This window comes from uncultured Sunxiuqinia sp. (assembly GCF_963974515.1).
Lineage (GTDB): Bacteria > Bacteroidota > Bacteroidia > Bacteroidales > Prolixibacteraceae > Sunxiuqinia.
The window spans coordinates 1-22,191 of record NZ_CAXBDD010000065.1; the positions used below are offsets into that span (position 1 = coordinate 1).

The 22,191-nt window shown below is 45.9% G+C and carries 13 protein-coding genes; 10 read left to right on the forward strand and 3 right to left on the reverse strand.

The features are described 5' to 3' along the window. A partial coding sequence (locus AAC033_RS13365) for a site-specific integrase (protein ID WP_339738916.1) occupies nucleotides 1–992 on the reverse strand: 992 nt, incomplete at its 3' end. A 514-nt stretch (nucleotides 993–1,506) separates the two neighbouring features. Here AAC033_RS13365 and AAC033_RS13370 point away from each other — a divergent pair. From AAC033_RS13370 to AAC033_RS13405, 8 genes are all read left to right on the forward strand, one after another. After that, on the forward strand, nucleotides 1,507–5,886 hold the full coding sequence (locus AAC033_RS13370; protein WP_339738918.1) for a two-component regulator propeller domain-containing protein: 4,380 nt from the start codon (nucleotides 1,507–1,509) through the stop codon (nucleotides 5,884–5,886). Nucleotides 5,887–6,022: 136 nt separating this feature from the next. Beyond that, nucleotides 6,023–7,783, forward strand: coding sequence for a hypothetical protein (locus AAC033_RS13375; protein WP_339738920.1), 1,761 nt, complete (start codon nucleotides 6,023–6,025; stop codon nucleotides 7,781–7,783). Nucleotides 7,784–7,893: 110 nt separating this feature from the next. Beyond that, a complete protein-coding gene (locus AAC033_RS13380; RefSeq protein ID WP_339738922.1) occupies nucleotides 7,894–11,007 on the forward strand; it encodes a TonB-dependent receptor in 3,114 nt (1,037 codons plus the stop codon). A 30-nt stretch (nucleotides 11,008–11,037) separates the two neighbouring features. Further along, the gene (locus tag AAC033_RS13385; protein ID WP_339738924.1) at nucleotides 11,038–12,795 is read left to right on the forward strand and encodes a RagB/SusD family nutrient uptake outer membrane protein; all 1,758 of its coding nucleotides are present in this window, start codon (nucleotides 11,038–11,040) and stop codon (nucleotides 12,793–12,795) included. 91 nt (nucleotides 12,796–12,886) lie between these two features. After that, entirely contained in the window at nucleotides 12,887–14,566 is a 1,680-nt protein-coding gene (locus AAC033_RS13390) for an arabinan endo-1,5-alpha-L-arabinosidase (protein WP_339738926.1), read from the forward strand. 67 nt (nucleotides 14,567–14,633) lie between these two features. Beyond that, complete coding sequence (locus tag AAC033_RS13395; protein WP_339738928.1) at nucleotides 14,634–15,635, forward strand: glycoside hydrolase family 43 protein; 1,002 nt, start codon at nucleotides 14,634–14,636, stop codon at nucleotides 15,633–15,635. 11 nt (nucleotides 15,636–15,646) lie between these two features. After that, nucleotides 15,647–16,648 carry an arabinan endo-1,5-alpha-L-arabinosidase gene (locus AAC033_RS13400; RefSeq protein WP_339738930.1) on the forward strand — a complete coding sequence of 334 codons (1,002 nt, stop codon included), beginning with the start codon at nucleotides 15,647–15,649 and terminating at the stop codon, nucleotides 16,646–16,648. A 37-nt stretch (nucleotides 16,649–16,685) separates the two neighbouring features. Then, nucleotides 16,686–18,299, forward strand: a complete 1,614-nt coding sequence (locus AAC033_RS13405) for an alpha-L-arabinofuranosidase C-terminal domain-containing protein (RefSeq protein ID WP_339738932.1) — start codon at nucleotides 16,686–16,688, stop codon at nucleotides 18,297–18,299. Nucleotides 18,300–18,535: 236 nt separating this feature from the next. Here the strand turns inward: AAC033_RS13405 and AAC033_RS13410 are convergent, their stop codons facing one another. Next, entirely contained in the window at nucleotides 18,536–18,691 is a 156-nt protein-coding gene (locus AAC033_RS13410; RefSeq protein ID WP_339738934.1) for a hypothetical protein, read from the reverse strand. A gap of 262 nt (nucleotides 18,692–18,953) precedes the next feature. On the opposite strand from AAC033_RS13410, the gene AAC033_RS13415 reads away from it, so the two are divergent. Further along, a complete protein-coding gene (locus AAC033_RS13415) occupies nucleotides 18,954–19,520 on the forward strand; it encodes an XRE family transcriptional regulator (protein WP_339738936.1) in 567 nt (188 codons plus the stop codon). After that, nucleotides 19,517–21,175, forward strand: a complete 1,659-nt coding sequence (locus AAC033_RS13420; RefSeq protein ID WP_339738938.1) for an AMP-binding protein — start codon at nucleotides 19,517–19,519, stop codon at nucleotides 21,173–21,175. The genes AAC033_RS13415 and AAC033_RS13420 overlap by 4 nt, the downstream gene beginning before the upstream one ends. Before the next feature lie 51 nt (nucleotides 21,176–21,226). Here AAC033_RS13420 and AAC033_RS13425 read toward each other — a convergent pair. After that, a partial coding sequence (locus AAC033_RS13425; protein WP_339738940.1) for an alpha-L-arabinofuranosidase C-terminal domain-containing protein occupies nucleotides 21,227–22,191 on the reverse strand: 965 nt, incomplete at its 5' end.

The window sequence follows — 22,191 nt, forward strand, 5'->3', positions numbered from 1 at the left end:
CTCAAAATATGCGGATAAATCCGTTTTCTTATTTTGGCTTTGACAGCAGTGTTTTTCACAACATTATAAATACTCGTTGCACTGTATTGCTTTTTCGCTTTTCCTTCAAAAAGATAACGGACAGGTTTTTCCTCTTTGTAATAGTCCCTTAAATAGGTAAGTGTTTTTATTGCCAGCGGTACATACCGGTCTTTTTTCCCTTTTGCCCCTCTTATCTTTACCTGCATCCGCTTCGAATCAATGTCCTTGATTTCCAGATTAACAGCTTCACTTCTTCGTAACCCGCAGGAGTAAATAAGGGCGATAAGGCATTTATGCTTTTTATTTTCCGTCGCTCTCAGCATAGCAGCGATTTCTTCCTTACTTAATATGTCAGGAAGCTTTCGCTCTTTTCGTGGACGGTTGATCCAGTAATATTCTTTTTCTCTGTTCAAAACCTTTTCATAGAAGAATTTAATGGCATTAATCCGCTGATTTTGTTGTGAAGGAGATATTTGCTTTTCTTTGATCAGCCTTAAAATAAAGCTGTTGATTTCTTCTTTTGTAATTACGCCCAAATCCCTTCCCTGAAATTCATTAACGAAATCTTTAAAATAATGGGTATAGATTTTTATGGTGTTTTTACTGTATCGTTCCTGTTCAAGCCGCTCCAAAAAACCTGGAGGCAGTTGTATGTTTTGTCGGATGGTTTCTTTTTTTACCTTATTGTTTTCTTTGGCTGGCATTGAATTCTTTTTCAGCCCCGAATAGTCCACCCAGGCCTTTCCCCTAAAGGCCTCAAAAGAACGGTGCAAATCAAATTGCTCTTCTGCAATATACCAACTTTTCATCGTCTGGCTCCACTTGCTGCCCTCCAGTTGTTTAACTACCGCAGTCAATTCCGCGTCGAACTCAAACAGAAGTTGCACAACCGGTTGCCCGTTGTGCATCGTCTGGTGGAGCTTAATGGTGTTTCGTTCTTTCACAATTGCAGGTGTTCTGTTTGGTTTCACAAGTTATGATTTTATCGAAAATAATTTCGTCAATCGAGTATAATTTAGTTTCATTCAAAATAAGAGGAAAGCTATCCCGATCGATCGGGACTCCCTGCGGTCGCAAGCCAGTATCCAGCAGAATAGCCGGCAGTTACTGAAATAAGTTCAGGATGACACCCCGCACGACAAGCCCGCCAGTCATTCAAACCCAAAGTGTTTTTAAGACCTCATCAAATTCCAACTACTGGCGATTAATGATAAATAAAAGACTACCAATGACAAGAAAATGAAGTGCTCAGTCGCAGTCAGCTTTCATTTTTTTTCAACTGCTTGCCAATAACCAATGACTGCCGTATCAAATTCCAAGTTCCAAATACCAGAATCGGCTGAAGTTTGGCGGAGATACACAGGCTGATCATACATGCCCTGAAACATTTAGAGTATTTATTACTTTTAATCAATAATGGTAACTTTGCCGAGCTAACACAAGCGTTTAATCTTAGGTATTTAGGATCATGTAATCGAGATGAGAATGCACAACCGGAAGTTGATAGGGTTCGTTGTTCTTTGGGTATTGCTGGGCTTCCAGGCCTTGCCAGCCATAGGACAAAGCACGCAGTCGCCTTTGGAGCACATTCGCTTTCAATACCTGACGACCAACGAAGGTTTGGCTCAAAATACGGTGGATTACATCATCAAAGATCAGCAAGGATTTATGTGGTTTGGCACCTGGAACGGACTTTGCCGCTATGATGGGTACACTTTTAAAACCTACCAAAAAGATCAGGAGCCGCTTGGCCTGCGCGATAACTTTATTCATACCCTTTGCGAAGACAGCCTGGGAAACCTATGGGTTGGCACCCGCCGCGGACTGGTTTGCTTCGATCTCAGTACCGAACAATTCCGGCGCCTGAAGGTGCTGGATGAGGACATCGGCAATTTCTCAATCACGCATCTTTTGTTGGATGACGATCAACGCCTGTGGGTGGCGACACAAAACAATGGTCTTTGGCTGGTCAGCAAAAGCGAGGAAGGGGAGTGGCGAAGTACCAAAATTGATGGGGGTTTGTTACCTGATCGACATATCAATCACCTGATCCTTTTGCCCGACGGCGATTTGTTGGTGGGAACCGCCAGCGGGATTGCCATTTTCAATCCAGACGATATTAACAACCACCCGAAGTGGAACCGCTTGAAACAGGAGCTGGCTGGAGGAAATGTTCAAACCACTTTTCTCGATTCAAAGGGGAATATCTGGTTGGGAACGGATGCCGGACTTTATCTTTTTCAGTCCGGTTTGGAGGAGCTGCGGTATTTTGGCGCCCAAAACGATGACCCTTTCGACCTGAGTCATCTGTCAGTCACTGCCATTGGTGAGGATGTGAATGGAACCATCATAGTTGGCACCTTGGACGGACTCAATTATTACGATCCGAACGCCAAAAATTTCTTGCATCTGGACAGCAGCCCCAACGGAAACGAGAGCCTGAACAATCCCTTTGTCAGTTCGCTTCTTACCGACGAAACCGGACACGTTTGGGTGGGCACGGAAAAAGGCGGGGTCAATTATTACAACACCTATCAAAAACCGTTTTATGCGCTTCGGAATGAACCTGCCAGTCCGAATACCATCAGCCACAACACCATCAATTCGATTCTGAAAAAGGAAGAGGTGCTTTGGGTGGGAACAGCCGGTGGCGGGCTGAACAGGGTGGGGGGTAACGGACAGCAAATCTCCCGGTTCGAATTTGTTCCGGGACAGAACAGCAGCATTAGCAGTGACTTTGTTACGTCACTGTTGTACGATTCGAGCCAGAATTTTTGGATTGGTACCTGGGGTGGCGGACTGAATCGGATGCTTTCAGAAAACAGGAACAATTTTGCAGTCTATAACGCCGTCGATTTCGATCCCAACAGCCTGTGCAACGATTTCATTTCATCGCTTTTACAACTGGATGATGATCGTTTGTTGGTTGGGACCCTGGGAGGCTTGGATGTTTTCCATACGCAGAACAAGCTGTTTAGCCATGTTCATGAAAAGATGAACCTGGAGAATCCGCTCGAAGTTGGCTGTTTACTACAGGATCAGCAAAACCGAGTCTGGGTTGGAACCCGTTTCGGGCTGTACCGGTTCGAGGGGGCGGAGCTCAGCGAACCAGATGAGCAAACAGAACAGATTGCGTATGACAAGTTTTTGCATCAGCCCGGCGATTCAGGATCTATAGCGGGCGATTACGTCATTTCGTTGCTCGAAAGCAGCGATGGGACAATTTGGATTGGAACTTATGGCAATGGCATCGCCAAGTATGTTGAAGGTGATGGGCAGGGGTATTTTGTGAGTTATTCCGAGCAAGATGGGCTTTGCAACAATGTGGCTTACGCCATGGAGCAAGACTTGCAGGGGAATTTGTGGATCAGTACCGATATGGGGCTTTCCCGCTTTGATCCGCGTAGTGAAACCTTTCAGAACTATTTTGTGAAAGATGGTTTGTTGAGCGATCAGTTTTATTGGTCAGCCTCACACGCCGATCAGTCGGGTATGCTGTATTTTGGCGGCATCAACGGACTAAATTACTTCCAGCCTAACGAAATTGAAGCGTACCCGAATTCCTTTAAGCCGGTGTTTACAGAATTTTCCATTTTCAACAACCCGGTGAAAATTGGGGAGGAGTACCATTCAAGGATTATCCTAAATCAACCAGTAAGCAAAACCGAAAGCATTCAGCTTTCCTACAAGGATGCCGTATTCTCCATCGAGTTTTCGGCGCTGGATTATTTCCTTCCGGAGAAAATAAAATATGCCTACAAGATGGAAGGTGTGGATCAGGATTGGGTGGTAGTGCCGGCTACTCGGCGTTTTGCCAATTACACCAACCTGTCGGGCGGCGAATATTTGTTTCAGGTGAAAGCGTCGAACAGCGATGGTGTTTCGTCGAACGAAGTGGCAGAGCTTCGCCTGGTTATTCATCCACCGTTTTGGAATACGGCCTGGTTTCGCGTTCTGGCATTGCTGTGCCTGGTATTGCTGGTAATGGCTTACATTCGCTACCGAACCAAATTTCTGAATGAGCAGAAACGGAAATTGGAAAAGCAGGTGAAAGAACGAACCAGGAAGATCGAGGAGCAGAAAGAGAAATTGCAGGTGCAGGCCGAAAGCCTCCGCCATACTAACCAGCAACTGGCCGACCGGCAGGTGCTGATTGAAGGACAGAAAATAGAACTGGAAAAGCAAAATGAGCAGATTGTTTCGCAACGCGACGAGGTGATTGAGCTGAATAAGAAAGTGAACCTGGTGAACCAACTTCGCTTGCGCTTCTTTACCAATATTTCGCATGAATTCCGCACACCGCTCACGTTGATTATTGATCCGCTGGAACAACTGATGAAGAACTTGCGCGACGACAAAAACAATCTGAAAACCCTGAAGATGATCGACCGGAATGCGCAGCGCTTATTGCATTTGATCAATCAGTTGATCTATTTTCGCAGGATAGAAACCGGGAAGCTTAAGCTGCGTGTCAGCCAGGGGGACTTGCCGTTTTTTTTGCGAAGCATTTTTGAGTCGTTTGAGGATTTAGCCCAGCATCAACAAATTGATTTTCGGTTTTTGATGGATGAAGTTCCGGCGGAAACCTGGTTCGATTCGGAAAAACTGGAGAACGTATTGTATAACTTGCTTTCCAACGCGTTTAAATACACCTCGCCCGGAGGACAGATCAGCTTGAAAACCGATTTTGTGAAGATGGATCAGCAGGAGGCATTTCAGCTTCCTTATGTTCGTATTCAGGTCATTGATTCAGGCAAAGGGATTGCCCGCGAGAACCTGGCCTACTTATTCGATCGTTTTTACCAGGTTGATTCAGCCAAACAGGACGCCGACCTGGGGAGCTCGGGAATTGGCTTGGCACTGACACAGGAGATTGTGCAGGCCCTGCATGGCGAAATCCGGGTGGTTAGTGAGCTGGGAAAAGGAAGCAATTTCCAGGTGTTTTTACCTTACACGCAAGATCGTTTTGAAGCCAGCGAATTGAATGAAACCGCGATTCCCATTGAAGTGAACCTGGAGGGCCGGGTCGATGTTCTTTCGGAATACATTTATGCCCGTGCCACCGATTTTGAAGAAGGGGAACCGGAGCCGGAAGACCGCAGCAAGCCCTTGGTGTTGATAGTGGAAGACAACTTTGACCTGCGTAGCTTCTTGCTGCAAACCCTGAAAACCGACTATCGCACCCTGGGCGCCGAAGATGGGAAAGAAGGCTTGGCCTTGGCAAAAAAATACTCGCCCGAATTGATTGTCAGCGATGTGATGATGCCAGTGATGGATGGAATTGAATTGTGCAGCCGTCTGAAACGTGACATCCAAAGCAGCCATATTCCCATTATTTTGCTCACCGCCAAAACCATGGTCGAGAGTTGGGTTGAAGGACTGGAGACGGGCGCCGACGACTACATTCCCAAACCCTTTAACCTGCAAATTCTGCAGGCCAAAATGAATAACCTCATCGAATCGCGCCGCCGCTTGAAGCGGCTGTTTCACGATCTCCAATCAAGCTCACCGTCCGAGTTAACCTCGAACCCGGTCGACGAAGAGTTCATTACGCGAGCTTATGCCGTGCTCGAGAAAAACTATACCGAAACGGAGTTTTCGGTCAACCAGTTTGCACAGGAAATGTTTGTGAGCCGAAGCTTGCTGTATAAAAAAATAAAAGCCATCACCGATTTAAATATCACCGACTTTATCAATTCCTATAAACTAAGGAAATCGGTTGAAATGATAAAAACCACCGATCAATCGATTTCCGAAATTGCCTTTAAAACCGGTTTTAACGACCCTAAGTACTTCAGTCGTATTTTCAAAAAGTTCTACGGATTGAGTCCCAGTGAGTTCACGAAAAAACATTCGAGCATCTAATTATCAGCTCATTAACACCTAGAGCGACAAGATTTCCTCAATCGTCCACTTTCAATACTGAATTGTCCACCGTATTCGGTACTAACCCGGCGTAAGTTTACAAACAGAATTTACGCGAAAACCAATCTAATTAATTATGAAGAGAAACTTAACTTATTTAATGAGCTTATTTCTTTTTACTTCCGGGATAAGTAAAAATACTAAGCTGATGAGGTGCGCTTTGTACGCAGTAGTTTTGGCAGCATTTAGTCTCGTTGGGTGCGAGGAGTTGGATACTTATTCAATTGATGCGCCTGGTGACCTGCAAAGCAGGATCGACTCAATTGCAGATGCGAAAGCAAGTATCGATACAGGCGACACCACTTACATCGACATCGCTACGGCGATAGTTGGTGCTGAAGATTACAGTTCCGGCTGGTGGACTGCATTCTCTGATTATTTCACTGTTCCTTCCAATAAACTATTGCACATCGCCTTTATTAACCACAATGGAGGTAGCCAAAACAACTGGAACAACTGGAATCTTGGCGTAGCCAACGAAGTAGCAGATCGTGATGCTGACGGTTACGAAGAATATTTTGTACTCCGTTCTGATGCTTACGGCTGGGGGAACGGTGATTTCGACCTGGCCATGGTCTCTCATAACTATCCCGACACCGATGGAGATGGCGATATTTGGAACGACTTCCGCGCTACGATGGATGGTGCTTATGTTACGATCGAAATTGACCACTCGGCTACCGGCAATGTATTTGTAACAGCCACTGCGGTTGGAACAAATGGTACGGAGCTGCTTATGACCTATCAACAACCGGTTTCTGCAACGAATGATATTACGGCTTTCTTAATTTGTGATGCCAGCTTTTTCGAAATGCAAGAAGCTTACCTTTTACCATCTAAAGTTACTGTTGTAGAAGACGTTGATCCGGTTTCAATCGCTGTAGAAGGAGCTCCAGCTTTTGTTGAAATAGGAAACGAAGACTTCTGGGGCGATGCCGTAGCTACGGTAACTTATGCCGACGGATCTTCTGAGCATGTTGATACAGCAGACGTATCATTCAATGTTATTCCTGATATGACTACACTGGGCGAAAAGACAGTTATTGTATCGTATAACAAAACCAAGCAAGGCGAATTGAGTGCTCCTGTAACAACTTTCTACACGCTTGAAGTGACCAACTCAGTGGCAAGCATTGAGATTACGGCTTTGCCGGTTATCACCACATACTATTTCTACAACGATACCAGTGGCATCATATTCGACCCTGCCGGCATGGAGGTAACAGCTACCTATTCAGACGGTACAACAGGTATCTTAGGAAATGAAACGCTTGAGATTGGTAAGATTGAGGCTGTTGAAGGTGCTCAGAGCTTCGTTATTTCTTATGTTGGTGCAACAAGCACAGTAACGACAACTTGCCCGCTAACGCTTGTCAAGGGTATCGATCAGGTAGGTGCTAGTGACTTCTCTACCGCATGGTGGACCGAATTTTCTGATAACTATACAGTTGCATCAGGTTCAAGTAAAACATTGACAATGTACTGCTACTCGAACGAGGCTAATAACTGGCACAGCCCTAGTACGATTCTTCGTAAAGCTGACGGGACTGAATACGGTGTAGTTCGTATGGACAACTTTGGATGGGGTTCTGGCTACGACGGCATTGCTACCGCAACAAATGACTGGAATTGGGATGTATTCACATCAAACATTAATGGATCTAAAATAATCATCACAGTTACAAACAACGGTGACAATACGGCCAATATACGGTATGATATGACTTATGCCACCGGCGAAACACATTTCCAATTGTATGAGGGCATTGCTGTAGAAAGTGCTGATTTGAATACGGCACTCGTGTTAGAAAGAGCTTATCTCGTAATTGTTGAATAATCATCAAGATCAAACATAGTTTAATTATGAAATATTTAAATTTAATCCTGTTGGGATTGCTGGCATTCACAACGGCAACATACGCAGAAGGTAGCGGTAAGGCCGCCCAGATGTCAATGACTCAACAAGCCAACATAACAGTAAACGGTAAAATCGTTGACGAAAACGGGGAACCACTTCCAGGCGCAACCATACAACAAATAGGTACAACAAATGGTACGATTACCAATGTTGATGGTAACTTTTCGCTTTCTGTTCCTTCTGATGCGATACTCTCAATAACTTTTATAGGATACAAAAGTATGGAAGTAACCGTTGAGGGAAAAACTGAACTTGGCAACATCACCTTGGTGCCGGATATGATCGGACTCGAACAAGTGGTCGTTGTTGGTTACGGTACACAACGCAAGGTTGACCTGACAGGTTCCGTTGCCGTTGTTGACGCTGAAGAGATGAAAAAAGTATCACACTCAAATATCTCAACAATGCTGCAGGGAAAAGTATCCGGTGTTCAAATTACGTCCGACGGACAACCGGGAGCCGACCCTACAGTACGTATTCGTGGTATCGGTTCGTTTGGTAGCACCGCACCTCTTTACGTTGTTGATGGTGTACCAATGGGGACAACCATTCGCGATTTCTCGCCAAACGATATTGAAACACTTCAGGTGCTTAAAGACGCTTCTGCTGCGGCAATTTACGGTTCGCGTGCTGCCAACGGTGTTGTGATCATCACCACAAAACAAGGGAAGAAGAATCAGGCCATGAGGATTGACTACAAAGGTTATGTTGGTATTGACCAAGTGGAAGAAGGCGTATACGATGTTATGGATGCTTCCCAATATGGTGAATACGTAAACATGGCATACAGTAACAGCGGAATGGATGTTCCTGCCGGATACAATCCTGCAAGCGACAAATACCTCGACCCCGCACAAGTTAACACCGATTGGTTTGAAGAGTCCTTTAAAACGGGTATTCGTCAGAATCACAACCTCAACGTCTCAGGTGGTGGTGCTGACAACACGTACAACATCGCGCTCGACTACTACAGTCAGGAAGGAACAATGGAGGGTGCCGGTCCTAACTTCGAACGTTATACCGCCCGTATCAATAATACGATGGATGTTAAGTTTATCAGAATCAAAACGAACTTGGTGTTTAGCCACAGTGATCAGGACAATATGGCTCTTAGTAACGCCAACGAGTACGTACAAGGTCTGTATGGTGCACAATTTCCTGTAATGGCTTCAGCTCTGCTTACACCTCCAAGCATACAGGCTTACGATGAATCGACCTGGGTGCTGGATGATAAAATTTCTGCCGCATCAGAATACAGCTACGACTCTTATGGTTATGGTACGTACTATGACGATGTTCATGGAGACTTGCGTGTAACAAACCTTTTACTTACCAATAATCTTTTGGAAAGAAACACGGTTGTTGACCGCTTTGTGGCTTCAGGTTCGGCAAATGTTGACCTGATTGACATGGTTGGATCAAAAAGCGAAAATCACACGTTCGATTACAACCTGAACTTGTCGTACAGTAAGACCACGGCAAAGGACTTTACATTCGTGCCCGCATTTATACAGAGTACAACAAACTACTTATCAAAAAGCAACGAAACCCTGTCACAAGGCTATCGTAGTTTTAGCGATGCACTGATAGAAAACACATTAAAATACGATGGTAAATTTGGACGCCATCACGTCAATGTGCTTGCCGGTCAAACATTCCAGCGCGAACTCTTTCACACACTTACAGGCCGAGGTGTTAACCTGCCTGAGCCATACTATCTGCAAGTAAACAATGCAGAGGAAACATCTTCAACAACCTTTGAAACCGAGCACGTGCTGGCATCTTATATTGGTCGTATCAACTACAATTTCGATGATAAATATCTTCTTTCGGCTACTGTACGTCGCGATGGTTCAAGCCGTCTTTCATCTGAAGACCGTTGGGACTGGTTCCCATCGGTATCAGCAGGTTGGCGTATCGAACGTGAAAACTTCTTCCCAGTAGCCGAATCGACGATCAATCTATTCAAGGTTCGTGGTAGCTATGGTGAATTGGGTAATGAGAACATTGGCGAATACCAATACATGGATGTGATGTCAAGAGGTAACTACACGTATAGTTTTGCAAATAATAAGGTTACCGGATCAGCAATATCAAACTATGTAAACACAGCCATCCGGTGGGAAAAGAAGAAAACGATTGACTTTGGCCTCGACCTTGGAATGTTCAATAATAAGTTGGAATTTACTTTCGACTGGTATAAGTCAACATCAGAAGACCTTCTTTATAGTGTCGCTGTTCCAACCAATGCGGGCGCTACTAATGCAACAGTAACAATGAATGCGGCAACAATGGAAAACTCGGGTCTTGAGTTCTTACTTGCCTATCACAATCATCAAAACGCTGTTAAGTTTGACATTTCCGCCAACTTATCTACCCTCAACAACAAGGTAATAAAGTTGGGCGTTTCAGGTGAACCTCGTACCGATGGCAACAGTCGCACAGAAGTAGGTCGTGAAGTAGGTTCATTTTATGGCTACGTTTATGAAGGCATCTTCCAGTCGCAGGAACAGATTGATAATCGGATCAACTCAGAAGGCGAGTACGTCAATCAGAACGGAGCACAACCCGGAGACGTTGCATACGCCGACCTTAACAACGACGGTGAAATTACCAACGAAGACCAAACGTACTTAGGTAGTGGATTGCCAGATGTTAATTTTGGCTTCAATACCCGTGCTGAATGGAAAGGTTTCGACTTGAGTATAGCAATGCATGGAGCGGCAGGTTTTAAAGCGGTAGATTTTGTTGACGTTGCATTGAGTGGCTCATACGGTGCACTTAACAAAAACGTTGATTTATTGAATGCCTGGACCCTGGATAACACAAACACTGATGTGCCTCGCGTAGCATACAAATCGTCGGGTTCAATCACCAACGATATGTTTAGCCAGCGTTTCATTCAAGATGCAAGCTATCTGAAAATTGCCAATATTGAATTGGGTTATAATATGCCTGACAGTTGGTTTGGTGGATATATTAGCGGTGTACGCGTGTACGCATCAGGTCAAAATTTAGCCACATTGTCCAAATACAAAGGTTACAATGTAGATTTTGCAGGAGGTACATTTACTCCAGGTTACAACTATGCTTCGTATCCAACACCACGAAGCGTAATGTTCGGAGTAAACTTATCATTCTAACTTATCATCTAAAAAAAATAAGATATCATTATGGAAAGATTAAATATAATTCTAATAACATTGGCGCTTATTGGAGGTTTTACATCCTGCAATGAAGAACTCAATGTTGTGAACCCGAACAATCAAACAACCTACGATTTCGGGAATTCGGAATCAGAACTTCAGGAGGCTGTTATTGCATGTTATAACCGGATACGCCTTGATGGTACATTTGCCCGCGTTGGCTACACGTTGGATGCTGTACGTGGCGACGAAGTTTGGAATTCATCGCAACAGTGGTATTTGGACTACGACAACCTTAATTCTCCGGGTACAATCGGAATTGGCGACGAATGGCCGTGGCGCGACAACTATCATGTGGTCAACCGCACAAACTTTGTATTGTCGAAAGTGGATGAGGTCGATCTGTCGGAAGATTCTTATAACCAGATAAAAGGACAGGCCCTTTTCCTTAGGTCTTTAGCATACTATCATTTGGCAACCTATTACCAGACCGTTCCTTTGATTATAGACTATGCTTCTTATTCAGATATCAACACCATGTATGCATCCAACAATACCCAAGACGAGGTGTTTGACCAAATTGAGGCTGACCTTACAGAGGCTATGCAAATTTTGCCATCGCGCAATGAAGGTGGTGAATGGGCTCAAGGTCGTGCAACATGCGGTGCTGCTGCCGGCTATTTGGCTCGTGCACTGATGTTCCGTCATAAATTTGAAGAGGCATACACGGTCCTGAAAGACATCATTGCCGGTAAATACGGACAATATGAATTGACTGCCGACTATGGCGATAACTTTAGAGAAGACACCGAAAATAACTTAGAAAGCCTTTTCGAAGTTCAATTTTTGGACTTTGGAACAGGTGGAACTGATGAAGAGTGGACTCCGGTAAATATAAGCTCGGAGGCAACTCAGGGGCACGCAGTCGAAAGTAACTTTGCGTCTCAGGAATTGGGTAGCTGGGGCGACTTGGCTGGCTCACCATGGTTGTATAACCTCTTCAAAAAAGAGAACTCTACCGATGGTCGTCTCGATCCTCGCTTATACTGGACATTAGTTACATACGAAGGTGAATACAGTACTTATACCGGACAGAAAACCGCGGCATATCCTGGAGGAGATCCTCGCAGCAACACGGTTTATCAAGAAGAAGTAACGACAACACCTCTGTCAAATAATGCCCAAGGTGGTATATCGATAGCAAAATTCACCAATGCAAGGAACAACATCTACAGTTCTATAACAAACGGATTGCATTGTGGAGTTAACCTGCGCCTGATGCGTTATAGCGACGTTTTACTTCGTGCTGCCGAATGCGAAAATGAAATCAATGGCCCTACCCAGACGGCGATCGATTACATTAATATTGTACGTCGACGCGTTGCTCTTGAAGATCTTCAAGTTTCCGATTTTCCGTCTGCTGACGCGCTGTTCGAGCAAATAGCAAACGTTGAACGCCCTAAAGAATTCGGGTGCGAAAACGGACGTGGTATCGACTTACTCCGTTGGGGATTCTTCTACGATAATGATCGTCTGAATCAATTGGTTGAACATGGTTATTATAAGCGCGATGGCACAGCTTCAACAGAGGAGCTGACCGCCGAAACAGCAGACGATTCATCGTTCAAATATTACTATAAGGGCCATGAGTATTTCCCAATATTTCAATCTACGCTGAATGCCAATCCTAATCTTGTCGGTAACTCGGCAAACAACAATGAGGATAATGGACCGGCTTTCTTTGAAAAAGGGTACAGTGTTCGTCCTGTTGTAGCGTTGGAGTAGGGCTTATTATCTTAAAAAAAGAGACTTCCTTGTCCAACGTATTTTTTGTATGTTGGTAAGGAAGTTTGTTTCAACTGAAAACATATTAGACATGAAACTAACGAATTTATTGATTATCGCCATCAGCCTGATGGCACTCTCATTTGCAGGGTGCAGCGACGATGACCTGGACCCTACAGGTATCACCACAAAGCCGGATGATAAGCCTGATAACAACGCTGATTTCACCATCCCAACATACGCCGACGACTATTCAGCAATAGCATCGTGGGATAACAGAAACGAGTGGAATCTGGCCAATGTTCACGACCCATCGGTAGCCTTCTACAACGGATATTACTATATGTATGGCACCGATGCCTCGTATGGTAACGAGGCCGAAGGACATGGGCATTTTCAAGGCAAACGTTCTGCCGATTTGGTTAATTGGGAATGGGTAGGCGGACCTTTTTATGAAGCACCCTCCTGGGTAGCTGATTCGCTCAACGCCATTCGCTCGCGCATGAATCTCGAAGCAATTCCCGAAGACAACATCCAATACGGCTATTGGGCACCGGTAGTACGCCGGGTTAACGTTGGAGGGCAAGAGATCTTGCGTATGTATTACAGTGTCGTTATCTTCAACTATATTGAAACAGGTAATCCCACTTCAACCGCCTTTGATGGGAGCTGGACTGAACGCGCCTTTATCGGCATGTGCGAATCGACCGATCCCGGCGGTGCCGTATGGGAAGATAAAGGTTTCGTCACCACTTCATCGTCAGATCGTGGTTTAGACTACAGTCGCTCAAGCACATCGGACTGGAGTGGTTATTTTTATTATAACGCCATTGATCCCACCTATATCGTATCGCCCGAGGGGTACCATTACCTGATACATGGTTCGTGGCACAGCGGTTTCGCACTATTGCAAGTTGATGCAACAACAGGTAAGCCGCTCAACACGCTCGGTAATCCATGGGCTGACAATGCAAGTGAGCTGACAGCCCGATATGGACTGAGAGTCGGTACACGTGCAGATGGATCACGTTGGCAAGCCAGCGAAGCTCCCGAAGTCATTTACAAGGATGGATACTACTATTTGTTTTTGGCCTACGATGGCCTCGACGTACCCTACAACACTCGGGTAGTCAGAAGCCGAAACATTGAAGGTCCATACCTCGACATTAACGGGCGTAACTTTACCGCCGGACAAGGTGACAGTTACCCTATCGTAACTCACCCTTACAAATTCAATCTTAGCTACGGATGGGTAGGCATAGCACACTGCTGTATCTTCCAAAAGGAAAATACCGGCGAATGGTTCTACATGTCGCAAGGACGATTGCCTGCCAACGTTGGTGGCAACGCCTACTCCAATGCCATTATGATGGGGCACGTACGCCGCCTTGTTTGGTGTCCGGCCTCTCCAAGTGAACCCGACAACCTCTGGCCCATAGCATTGCCCGAACGTTACGCCGCCGTTCCCGATTACGGTACGATCACCAAAGACTCGCTTGTAGGAACATGGGAGCATATCAACCTTGCATACAACTATGCCCAGCAAAATGGCGCCGCTTCTCTAACGCTTAAGGCCGACGGCACGATGTCGGGAGCACTAAGTGGGAGCTGGAGTTATGACGCAACAAAAAAGCAATTAACATTGGGCAACGTTATTGTTTGCGTTGAACGCGAAGTCGACTGGGAAGCCAGCCCACGACAGGTAACATTTGTATATGCGGGAACTGAAAAGAATCTAAATGCAACATACTGGGGCAAAAAGGCAAAATAGTATCGATGTCAGGCGAAGATAACTTCCATGTTGAAGTTCGTATTAAGAATAATCAAACCTACAAATTATGAACGCATTGAAAAACTTAGCAACAGTTTGTCTTTTGGCTTTAGTTCTTTGGAATTGCTCTTCGGAAAAAAAGGATGAAGAAAAACAAGTTGCAGTAAATACGTCCAATAAGGAACTTAGCATCAATAATCCCATTATCACGGATAAATACACGGCCGATCCGGCCGCATTGGTTTATCAGGATACGGTTTATTTGTATGCAGGACACGATCAGGCTCCGGCAGATAAGAACTTCTACGAAATGAACGAGTGGCTGGTGTATTCGTCAACTGATCTGGTAAACTGGGAAGAACATCCGGTTCCGTTAAAGCCTGCCGATTTTGCGTGGGCGGTACATAGTGCCTGGGCTGCCCAGGTGATAGAACGCAACGGAAAATTTTTCTGGTACGTAACGGTTGAACACGGCAGTATTCCCGGAAAATCAATTGGAGTTGCTGTTTCCGACAGTCCTGTAGGTCCGTTTAAAGATGCACTGGGAAAAGCTTTAATCACAAACGATATGACCACTGGTCAAACCCAGATTAGCTGGGATGATATTGATCCGACTGTTTATATCGACGACGATGGCCAGGCATACCTGTATTGGGGAAATACAGCTTGTTATTGGGCAAAACTAAAAGACAATATGATCGAGCTCGATGGCGAAATTCACACCGTTGATCTTCCTGATTTTACCGAAGCCCCGTGGATTCATAAACGTGGCGACTGGTATTATCTGTCATATGCCTATCAGTTTCCTGAAAAAACAGCTTATGCGATGAGCCGGTCGATTACCGGACCATGGGAGTTTAAAGGAATTCTAAACGAACTGGCGGGCAATTCAAACACCAACCACCAGGCGATTATCGAGTATAAAAATAACTGGTATTACTTTTATCATACCGGCGGTATTCAGCCACATGGAGGCAGTTATCGTCGCTCAGTTTGTATCGACCGACTTGATTACAACACAGACGGCACTATGAAACGTATTGCTATGACCTCAGAAGGAATCCAATAAACTTTATCAAAATGAAACAAAGAATTACCCTAATTGTCGCCCTATTACTTTTATCAATAAAAGTTTTCCCCACAGATATCGTAGTGCACGATCCTGTGATGATTCAGCAAAACGGTACCTATTACCTGTTTACCACCGGTTGGGGAGTCAGCGTATGGTCGTCGCCCGACATGAAAAACTGGAGCAGGGCAAAACCGGTTTTCGATGAAGCTCCCCAGTGGGCTGTTGAGGCGGTGGACGGATTTAAAGGGCACATTTGGGCGCCCGACATTGCCTTTTACAACGGACAGTATTATTTGTATTATTCCATTTCGGCCTTTGGCAAAAATACGTCCTGCATTGGTTTGGCTACCAATAAAACCCTCAATCCTGAAGATCCGGATTTTGAATGGGTCGATCATGGAAACATCATCCAATCGTATCCCGGCAAAACCAATTGGAACGCCATCGATCCCAACCTGATTGTTGCTGAAGATGGCACTCCGTACCTGAGTTTTGGCTCTTTTTGGGATGGATTGAAATTGGTCAAACTCAAAGCGGATGCGAAATCGGTTGCAGAAGATTTGAGTCAGATTCCTACCATTGCTTCCCGGAAAAAATCTCCGGACGAACCCAATCCGCCTTCGGTGGATGACAACCCCGTCGATGCGGGAGGCAATGCCATTGAGGCACCGTTTATCTTCAAAAAAGGGGATTATTATTACTTGTTTGCTTCCATCGATTACTGCTGTAAAGGTGTGAAAAGTACCTACAAAATGATCGTGGGGCGGGCAAAATCGATTCCAGGGCCTTATCTGGACAAAGAAGGAAATTCGTTGGCAACGGGTGGTGGTTCCATCTTGTTGCAGGGCGACCAGAACTGGTATGGGGTGGGGCACAATTCAACGTACACCTTTAACGATAAAGACTACCTGGTTTTTCATGGGTACGATGCCCATGATGAGGGTAAGCCCAAGTTGATTATTAAGACCTTGGCATGGGACAAGGATGGATGGCCTTTCGTTGATGAGTAACAAAAAGTATAAACGTTAACTATAAAAATACAGACGCATGAGAAAAATGAATAGCGCTGGCACAGCGACTTTTTTTGCAGCCGCTATGGTTGTGGCCGGATTTTTATTCGCCGGTCAACTGACGGCACAAAATGCCCGGATTAAAATTGATATTGACCGGCAAATTGGGGAGGTAAATAAAAATATCTACGGAAATTTTGTTGAGCATTTAGGCCGTTGTGTTTACGGTGGAATATACGACGAAGGCTCTCCCTTGGCCGATGAGAGCGGGATCAGGCTTGATGTGCTGGAAGCAGCCAAAGGGCTGAATGTGCCGCTCACCCGTTATCCTGGTGGTAACTTTGTTTCGAACTACCATTGGAAAGATGGTGTTGGCCCAAAAGACGAGCGCCCCGCACGCATGGAGCTGGCCTGGGCCCGACTGGAGAGCAACCGCTTTGGCACCAACGAGTTTATCGACTTTGCCCGGCGCATGGGGACCGAGCCTTACTTTGCCGTGAACCTGGGAACAGGAACCATCGAAGAAGCACAGCAGTGGGTGGAATACTGCAACGTGAAGGAAGGCCCGTATTATGCCGAACTACGCAAGCAACACGGGTATGCCGAACCACACAACATCACCTATTGGAGCTTGGGAAATGAGATGGACGGCTTTTGGCAAATGGGACACCTGAATGCCGAAGACTACAGCAAGAAAGCCCGCGAAGCAGCCAAGCTGATGAAACTGACGTCGCCCGAAATTAAGCTGGTGGCTGCCGGCTCGTCCAACTACCGGCCCGATGCCGATCCCAACGAGTGGAACGCCACCATTTTGCACGAACTGCGCGATGTGGTTGATTATATCGCCCTGCATATTTATGTGGGCAATGTGGCCGACAACTATTACAACTACCTGTCGACCCCGCTGGTGCTGGAGGAACGCACCCAAATTGTGAAAGGCATGATCCTAAAAGAAATGGCATATGCCCAGCGCGAAAGCGACGACCCGATCTACATAGCCTGGGACGAGTACAATGTGTGGTACCGTGCCCGCGTTGGCGAAGACATGACCGGCGAGCGCGCCCTGGAAGAACACTACAACCTGGAAGATGCCTTGGTCATTGCCGGCTTTCTAAATGCTTTTATTCGCAACGCCGATGTAGTGAAAATGGCCAACATGGCACAATTGGTCAATGTGATTGCTCCAATTTTTACGAGCGAAACCGACATGTTTAAGCAAACCATCTACTATCCGCTGGCCCTGTTTGCCAACAACGTTTTTGGCACCGCGCTAGATGTGGCCGTTGATTGTGAAACCTATGATACCGAAGAGTTTTTCATTGGCTTAGCCGAATCGAAAACCACGCAGGAGGATGTTCCTTTTCTCGACGTTTCAGCAACCTACGATGATGGACAGGTGGTTTTGTGCGTCGTAAACAGAAATAAGGACCAGGCGATTACCACTGATCTCATTGCTCAGGAAGGCTTGTTCGATGGCGAATACGAAGTGTATGAAGTCAATGGACCGGATAGCAAGGCGCAAAACGATTTTGCGAAAACACTAGTTGAAACCAAATCGAAGCCTGCCCTGACAGTGAAAAAGGCTGATAAAATGACTTATGCCTTTCCTCCGCATTCTTTCACCATGATTAAGGGCGCCCTTAAAAACTGACGACTTTTTTCTGATTTGATATTGATTTATTTTAAAGGGATGAGATTTCAAATGAAGTCTCATCCTTTTTTTTAGCAGACGTTGAGGGTTTCGAAGTGATCGATGCTTCCAGGCTTTATCGGTGTGAATTCAGATAATCCCGCATTTCGTGGTCAATAACACTCAGTACTGCATCCTGCCGTCCGGAATTAGGAACGACCGTCTGGAAGAGTGACAATACCTCCTGGAATTGGAAACTACCTACTGGATTTGCAGCAGGCCCATAGTTGTTCCATTTCCGGCTGGTATTTTTTTCTGGCACGGGCTAGCCGCTGCCAGGCGGTTGTTGCCAAATGCCGCTCCATGCGGGTTGGTTCTCCTCCTCCGCGGTTCAAATAGGCTGTCGTTTTCATCTCAAGGAGCATTTTTCCCTTTATACGGCTGAAGTTTTCTGCTATTTGACCGTCGTTTTTATCGAAGCGTTGACCGAATTTGGCGTTATTCGCCGGAAGCGTCTGAAACAAGTTCTGAAAGATGCTTCGAGTGCCGGGCTGCATATCTTTTTGAGTCAGAATGGGTCAAAAATGGCTTATTTCCTGATAGTTTTTCTATTTTTAAGGAATGGAAATAGGTGGCTCCGGTCACTTTTTCTTTTAATTAAAAAAAAGACCAAGAATGAACATTCAAATTCAGCAAATAGCCGAGCGGCTAAAAGGCCTGCGCGATGCGCTTAAGCTGTCGGAGGCCGATTGTGCCCAAGCTTGCGGCATTTCGCCAGCACTTTACCAGCAGTATGAAAGTGGGGAATCCGATATTCCCGTCAGTTTCCTTTATCGCTTTTCGTCGGTCTACCAAATTGAGTTGACGACCCTTCTCACGGGCGATGTTCCGCACATGCGTGGCTACTCAGTGACCCGGCAAGGAACAGGGTCGGTGGTTGAACGCCGAAAAGAATACCGGTATCAAGCCCTGAACGAAAGCTTCATCCACAAAAAAGCCCAACCTTTTGTGGTTACCGTTGATGCCAATCCTGATTATGATGCTGGTGTTGGTTATCAACACGAAGGGCAGGAGTTTAACTTGGTTTTGAGCGGGAAGCTGCAACTGGTGCTCAACGAGAAAGCATTGATTTTGAATGAAGGCGACTCCATCTGGTTCGATTCATCTTTGCCCCACCGAATGCGGGCGCTCGAGGGAAAGGAAGCCAGGTTTTTAGCTATGATTTTTAAAACGGAACAATGATATTAAGCGAACGATATTTAAAGAAAGTCCAGTTTGACGGACTGGGCGATTTTAGGGCAAACCTGGAGATACAAGTGCCGGCCGACAATTTCAACTTTGCCTACGATGTGGTCGATGAATATGCCCGCCTGGAGCCGGAAAAGCTGGCCTTGGTTTGGACCAACGATCAGGGGGCACACCGCAATTTTACCTTTGCCGACATGAAGAAGAACAGCGATCAAACAGCTGCTTATTTGCAGTCGCTGGGCATTGGTTCTGGCGACAAAGTCATGTTGATTTTAAAGCGTCGGGTTGAGTTTTGGTTCGCCATTATCGCCCTGCACAAATTGGGCGCGGTTTGTATTCCGGCTACCCATTTGCTGAAAAAGAAAGACTTGGTGTACCGGAATAATTCGGCCGAAATAAAAGCCATTATTGCCGTAGGCGAAGCAGATGTTTTGGAGCAGGTGGATTTATCGATGGATGAATCGCCAAGCGTTGAACATCGCATCTCCATTGGGCCAGAAATGCCAGAAGGCTGGCGTGATTTTTCGTATGGAATTGCACAAGCGCCTGCGTTTACCCGGCCAGAAGAGGTTTCGAGCAACTCGTCCATCTCACTTTTATATTTTACCTCCGGAACGACCGGAAACCCCAAAATGGTGGCGCACGATTTTACCTATCCGCTGGGACATATCACTACCGCTTCGTATTGGCACAACATCAAAGAAAACGACCTGCACCTGACCGTGGCTGATACGGGTTGGGGAAAAGCGGTTTGGGGAAAATTGTATGGACAGTGGCTGGCAGGAGGGGCGGTGTTTGTTTACGATCATGAGAAGTTTAATCCGGCCGAGATGCTTCAGGTGATCAGCCAGTACAAGATCAATACCTTTTGTGCTCCACCCACTGTGTACCGGTTTATGATTCGGGAAGATTTTTCGAATTACGATTTGTCATCGCTGAAATATTGCACGGTAGCCGGAGAACCGCTGAACGCGGAAGTGTATAACCGCTTTCTGAGGTTGACCGGACTGCGACTGATGGAAGGTTTTGGGCAAACAGAAACGGTGTTGGCCATTGCCACCTTCCCCTGGATGGATCCCAAGCCGGGTTCGATGGGGATTCCGAATCCAACCTACGATGTTCAGTTACTACATCCTGAAGATCGCCTGTGCGAGGATGGCGAAATTGGCGAGATTATTGTTCGTACCAGTGAGCAAGTTCCTGTTGGCCTTTTCAAAGAATACTATCGTGATGAAGAACGGACCAAATCGGTTTGGTACGATGGTTACTATCATACCGGCGATTTGGCGTGGCGCGATGAAGATGGCTATTTCTGGTTTGTCGGTCGCACCGACGATGTGATTAAAAGCTCGGGCTATCGGATTGGCCCTTTCGAGGTGGAAAGTGCTTTGATGGAGCATCCGGCGGTAGTGGAGTGCGCCGTGACTGCTGCACCCGATGAAGTGCGCGGACAAGTGGTGAAAGCCAGTATTGTCTTGGCGCCCGAATACCAGCCCGGATCAGAAGCTTTGATCAAAGAAATCCAGGAGCATGTAAAAAATATCACCGCCCCCTATAAATATCCGCGAATTGTGGAGTTCGTTGCGGAACTGCCCAAAACCATCTCTGGTAAAATCCGAAGGGTGGAAATCAGGGGCGAAAGCGAATAGTAAAAGAAACGGGAACCAAATTGGCTCCCGTTTCTTTTTCTTAACCTATGCTTATTGAAGCTGAACCAGCACCACCGATTTGGCGGGTAATTCAACGCTCACTTGGCCATTTTTGGGTTTTTTCACCTCAAACGATTTCAGGGTGACTTTTTCATCTTGTCCAAAGTCGTTGTAATCATTCATGTTTTCAGCGGTAATAATTTGTCCGGTTGAAGCAGCAAAGTCTTGTCCGGTAATATTGATATCCACTGTTTCAGCCTTGTTGGGGTTGAGGTTGCACAAAGTAATGGAAACCACACCATCTTTGGTTGAAGCCGAACCATAAACTGAAGGAACCGATTTGCCATCATATTTGTATTGGCCGGTTTTCAGGTTCATCGGAATCAGGGTCGCATCCTGGTGAACGGCATACATCTTAAATACATAGTAAGTTGGCGTCAACACAATCTCCTCATCCTTGGTTAAAATAACTGATTGCAACACATTGACCGTTTGCGCAATGTTCGACATTTTTACCCGATCCGCATGGTTATTGAATAAGTTGAGGTTGATTCCGGCAACCAGTGCGTCGCGTAAAGTATTTTGCTGGTAAAGGAATCCCGGGTTTGTTCCGGGCTCAACATTGAACCAGTTTCCCCACTCATCAACGATCAGCCCGATTTCTTTATTGGGATCGTACTTGTCCATGATGGTAGAATGGCGTTCAACCAAGGTTTCCATTTTTAGTGTATTGTTCAAAACAGAAATCCAACCACTTTCATCAAAGTCGGTGGCCGATCCTTTGTCTGTCCAGCTCGTGGTGAACGTGTAATTGTGCAGTGAAACACCCTGAACCAAATGACGATGGCGGGTTGTTTTTTGCATCAATACTTCCATCCAATTGTAGTCGTCAACGTTGGGGCCACCCGCAATGCGATACAAATCGCCCCGGCAGTAACCGGCAAAACGGTTGTACAAGTCTGCGTAATATTCGGGAGTCATGTTTCCGCCGCAGCCCCAGTTTTCGTTGCCAATTC